Raw genomic sequence first — 833 nt, 5'->3', positions numbered from 1 at the left:
GTTTGCCCTGTCGACGACGGCGCGTAGGCGCCGGTCGTCGGCGTGGCGGTTTCGCAGATGATGCGGCGCTAGCCGAGATTCAGAACCTCATCGTCCGCGTGCGTGCCGAACTCGGCGACGCGCACCTCCGCGATGCGCTCGTACCGGCTGATCCGGTCGGTCCACTCCGCGTCGACGCCGAACGCCACCTGCGCGAAGCCCACCCGCCCGACGGCCTCGGCCAGGCCCGGATCGCCAGGGGCCAGCAGCCGCACCGGCGCGTCAAGCGCCACGGTGTGCGGCGGCACGAAGTACTCGTCCGGAAGAACAGTGCGCGCATGGACGAGCGCGCCGACAGCTACAACCGAACCCGCCCCCAACCGTGCGCACTGCAGGACCGTCGCCGCGGTCGCCACATAGACGCACCTGCCGACCTCACAGCCCAGCAGCGTGGCATGCGGCCCCACAAAGACGTGGTCGTCGACAAGCACCGGCTGATCGCCGGCGACCGCAGACCCGCGCAACACCGCGTTCTCGCAGATCACCGCCGCCTCCCCGACCTCGATCCGAGACCCCTCGGCATCGAGCACCGCACCGTACATCACCCGCGCCCTCGGCCCCACGCGGACATCACCGACGAGCGTGGCCGTCGGGGCGACGTAGGCGGTGGGATGGACCTGCGGTTCATGCCCGCGGTGCCGGATGCGGATTCCCTGCGCTTCAGCGATCACGAGCGGATTCTCGCCCGACCGACCGTGAGCATGCTGGCGGATTTCAGACGTCGCGTTCGCCGAGACCTGCGCCATCCGCGACCTGAGGCACTACAGGGCGAACCTTGGCTGATACGGCACTAG

Annotated in this window: 1 protein-coding gene; it reads right to left on the bottom strand. The window is 69.7% G+C overall.

Annotation, left to right across the window (positions count from 1 at the left end; all coding sequences use genetic code 11):
• Nucleotides 1-68: 68 nt before the first annotated feature.
• The gene (locus ETD86_RS54575) at nt 69-785 is read right to left on the bottom strand and encodes a gamma carbonic anhydrase family protein (protein WP_246149555.1); all 717 of its coding nucleotides are present in this window, start codon (nt 783-785) and stop codon (nt 69-71) included.
• Nucleotides 786-833: the final 48 nt, after the last annotated feature.

The organism is Nonomuraea turkmeniaca (assembly GCF_005889735.1).
Classification (GTDB): Bacteria; Actinomycetota; Actinomycetes; order Streptosporangiales; family Streptosporangiaceae; genus Nonomuraea; species Nonomuraea turkmeniaca.
Note: the sequence above shows the minus strand (reverse complement) of the source record. Positions and strands in the feature narration are given on the sequence as shown.